The sequence below is a fragment of the uncultured Senegalimassilia sp. genome (assembly GCF_934632265.1).
Lineage (GTDB): Bacteria > Actinomycetota > Coriobacteriia > Coriobacteriales > Eggerthellaceae > Senegalimassilia.
The window spans coordinates 1-3,904 of the sequence record NZ_CAKTYH010000148.1; the positions used below are offsets into that span (position 1 = coordinate 1).

Sequence of the window (3,904 nt, forward strand, 5' to 3'; positions counted from 1 at the left end):
GAGATCTCACTTAAACGGGAGTCGCGCGCGGAGATTTCCTTGACATCGTCGGCGAGCAGCTGTTCTTGGACGAGCGCAAACGGCAAGATGCGGCCCGTCCAGCCATCCTGCACCTCGACGTCTTTGCCGTTCTTCTTTTTCATAACCATATTCGGATCGACTTTGCGCACGGCCCCTTTGCCCTCGGTTTGGATAACCTCAAGGTCGCCGGAGATGCCCGTCCACGCATCATCGAGAGCCTGATAGGCATCGTACCCGTCGACGAGCGCGACACCGGAGAGGGCGTCGCGGAGCCGCTCTGCGATGTAATCCTCCTCGGCCACGGCATCGGCCTGTGACGCGTCGTCCACCAGCCTTTTCCGCAGCTCCGCGGGCAGATGAGCCAACGCATCTTGATAGCCGGCCAGGAAAGAGACGACGTCGGCGTTGGCCTTCACCGTTGCCGCCACGTCGTCCGTCACGGAAGCAAGGCACGACCCGCCGCCCTCGCCGTACAGCTGGCCCTTCAGGCTCGGCCACACCTTCCAGTAGCGGTCGAGGGCGTCGACCTCGGCCTTCGGAACTCCGCCGAACATGGTGGCGTACAAGTCCCAGCTCTCGGCAGCTTCGGACGAGTCAACATAGCGCGGAATGTTGAGGTTGTAATCGTTGGCGCGTATCTCGTCGATGGTCACCAGGCGGCTGAACTTGTCGACGGTCGCCCCGGTCGTGACCGCGTCCACGATGCGGCGTATATCGCTCGCGCGCAGCTTGTTGTTCTTGCCTTCCTTCACAAAGTGCTTCGACGCGTCCACGACCAGCACGTCGCTGCTCTCGCGTTGCTTGCGAAGCACCATGACGATGGTCGGGATGCCGGTGCCGAAGAAGATGTTGGCGGGAAGCCCGATGATTGCCTGGATATGGCGGTTCTCCACCAGGTTCTTGCGGATGGCGCCCTCCTCGCCGCCGCGGAACAGCACGCCATGGGGCAGAACGATGCACATGATGCCGTCGGGCCGCAAGTGGTACAAATCATGCAAAAGGAAGGCGTAGTCGGCCTTGGATTTGGGGGCAACGCCGAACTTGAAGCGTGGATCGAGCTCCTTGTCTTCCGGATCCCAGTTCTGGGAGTACGGAGGGTTCGACACCACGGCATCGACGAACAGCGGATCGTAGGTCTCATCCTTGTTCTCGACGGTGTCGAACCAGGGCCAGTCATCTTCAAGCGTGTCGCCATTGCGCGCCACGATGTTGTCGGGGAGTATTCCGCGCATGACCAGGTTCATACGCGTGAGGTTGTACGTGTTCTCCTTAAGCTCCTGCGCATAGTATTTGATGGAGTCCGGGTCTCCGTTGCGTCGCGCCACGGCCTTGCCGATATTGATAAGCAGCGAGCCCGAACCGCTCGTGGGGTCGTAGATGGTGATGTTCTCGCGTCCGGCCAGGTGCCACGAGACTATCTCGCTCATGAGCATGGATACCTCGTGCGGAGTGTAGAACTCGCCGGCTTTCTTGCCCGCGTTGGCGGCGAAGTTGCTGATCAGATACTCGTAGATGAAGCCGAGCACGTCGTAGTCCTGGCGACCGTCCATCGGAATATCTTTGATGAGGTAGATGAGGTCGCGGGCGGCTTTTGACTGGCTACGCGCATCGGTGCCAAGTTTGGAAAGGCCCGTCTGCAGCGTGTCGAAGATGCCGTCGAAGACACGCTTGCGGGCAGGGTCGATGTTGCGGCTAAAGGCGGAGAGGGCGTCGCGAACGTTCGAAATCTCGAAGTCGCCGCCCTTGGCGACCCAGGTGGAGAAGAGGTTCTCGTAGGCGATGAAGTAGCCGCACTCGCCCTTGACGAACTCGACCGTTTCCTCGTCGTCTTCCACGAGGCTCGGCAAATCATCCTCGGCGAAGTCGCGCGCCTTCAGGCGGGCAACCTCGGTCTCGGACAGGAACTTGTAGAAGATGAATCCCAGAATGTAGTCCTTGTACTCGTTAGCCTCGATTTTGGATCGCATCTTGTTGGCGGATTCCCATATCTTTGAGGCCAATTGCTGCTTGTTCATCTATTAATCCTCGCTTCTGTAGACTTGGTTGAGCGTTTCGCCGTCGTCGTTCACCCATTCGGTCCAGCCATTCTGGCTGCCGCCGAGCACGAACACCGCGGCGGCACTGGGCGTCGGGAACTCGAGGTCTTCGGCAAGATCCGCTATGCCGGCAACGCCGTCGAACATTTCCCTGCGCAGCGCCGCAACGCTCACGTTTTTCAGCACAGGTTTGGAGAGGTTCACCTTCGATCCGGCGAGAACCGTGAAGTGCCCAGTGGCTTTATCGTAGCGCCCCGATCCGCGTATCCCGTTCTTCTTCGTATGGAAGACGATCGGGGCGCCGGCGGGACTTTGATCGACTCTGTCGAGGTCGTATCCCAAAGCCGCCATCCTGAAGAGAATCTTCTCGTGCAGGCGCTCGACGGCTTCCTCCTTGTACGGATCGACGTAGGGCTTGGGCGTCGCCGAGTTGTCGGTCTCGTACGAGCCGTGGGTGCGCACGTAGTCGATGGCCTTCGCCTCGAGAACGTCCAGTGCGTCCCTGCTGATGTTCTGGTCGTCATCGAGGAACATGATGGCCTTGTTCCAGAACTCCTTCTTTGCCTTGTGCGCGTCGAGCCGGGCGATGCCCTGGGTCGTCTGCCCAGCGTAAACGCGGCTCACGTTGCCGTGGTCCTCGTCGAGCAGGTAGTAGACGCCGCGCTGCGGGATGTTCGGCAGCGACTTCGCCTCGGCGAGGTCCTCCCTCGGAACGACGACGGTCACAAGCGACTCGCCGTCGACGCGGCAGATACGGATGCGATCCGGCTGCGCGTCTATGAGTTGGATCGTGAGGGTCTTGACTCGAATCACGCCTCTATGCCCCCTTCTTCGCGAGCTCTTCGATCATGCAGGTGCGCACGAAGGCGGAGAAGCTCATGCCCCGGAGGGCCGCCTCCTCCTTCGCCGCGTCGCGCAGGGTGTCGGGGATGCGCAGGGTCACGGAGACCTGGTCGCCGTCCACCAGGAAGCTCCTGATCTCGGTCTCGTCGGGATTGCTCTTGATGAGCTCCTTGTAACTGTCAGGCATCTGCGCTCCCATCGCTCGAAATGCAATACAAATGCGTTTGCAGCATTATAACGCGGCGGCACGGGGCGGCACTGGAAATGCGGGAACGGCCGATGTCCAGTCTTTATATGAGCGCGGGCGGCGAGGAGGCCCCGGCTGGGCCTAGATGGCCGCTTTTGTTCGGGTTCTCATCTCTTGGTTTTCGCGGGGTCGGAAATTGGCCCGCTCCCCGGCGTAGAGAATCTCGTTCTGCGCCTCCAGGATGCGCGCGGCGTCCTCGATGCGCTCGGCGCACCTCTGGCTTATCGACCTCAGGGCCAGGACGCCCTCGACGTCGAGCGGGTCCAACTGGTCGGCGTGCGCCAGGGACTCGAGCAGCTGGTCCAGGCCCCTCGCCAGCCTCCCGGCATCGCTCACGGCACCAATCAGCTCGATGCGCTCCACCTTCTCTTCGTAACCCAACATCTGCTCGCCTCCTTCTCTCAACGGACGTGTTGCGCAGCACCGTAGCCGTTCCGCATGGAGAACCATCTCGCCGCCAACGATCCCGTGCGCATATCCGCCGCAAGCGGCGCGGGAAACGCCGTCCCGTTTCGGACCGAAGCGCCGCGACTCGGGAACCCGCCTCCGTCCTCGCCGCGACGTCCCGACTAAACCCTTTCGAGCGCCCCGGCAACCGCCGACAGATCGCATCCCATGCCCGGAAGCCTCGGCGCCCATGGCCGATTCCATGCCGCACGCCTCCGCCCCTCCGACCCGAGACCCGCCCCGGCGCTCCTTGGACGCGCAGGGTCGCACGCCGGCAGGCGGCCCGCAAGGGCCGCGACACTTTTTCGGG

Annotated in this window: 4 protein-coding genes; all 4 read right to left on the reverse strand. The window is 61.9% G+C overall.

Annotation, left to right across the window (positions count from 1 at the left end; translation table 11 throughout):
* Positions 1–2,036 (reverse strand): type I restriction-modification system subunit M (locus Q0H50_RS08715; protein ID WP_294421494.1); only part of this gene is annotated, 2,036 nt, incomplete at its 3' end.
* A 3-nt stretch (positions 2,037–2,039) separates the two neighbouring features.
* Positions 2,040–2,870 (reverse strand): GIY-YIG nuclease family protein, encoded by an 831-nt coding sequence (locus Q0H50_RS08720; RefSeq protein WP_294421495.1) that lies wholly within the window; start codon positions 2,868–2,870, stop codon positions 2,040–2,042.
* Positions 2,871–2,874: 4 nt separating this feature from the next.
* The gene (locus Q0H50_RS08725; protein ID WP_227561562.1) at positions 2,875–3,087 is read right to left on the reverse strand and encodes a YlcI/YnfO family protein; all 213 of its coding nucleotides are present in this window, start codon (positions 3,085–3,087) and stop codon (positions 2,875–2,877) included.
* Between the two features lie 141 nt (positions 3,088–3,228).
* Positions 3,229–3,531 carry a hypothetical protein gene (locus tag Q0H50_RS08730; RefSeq protein ID WP_294421504.1) on the reverse strand — a complete coding sequence of 101 codons (303 nt, stop codon included), beginning with the start codon at positions 3,529–3,531 and terminating at the stop codon, positions 3,229–3,231.
* Positions 3,532–3,904: the final 373 nt, after the last annotated feature.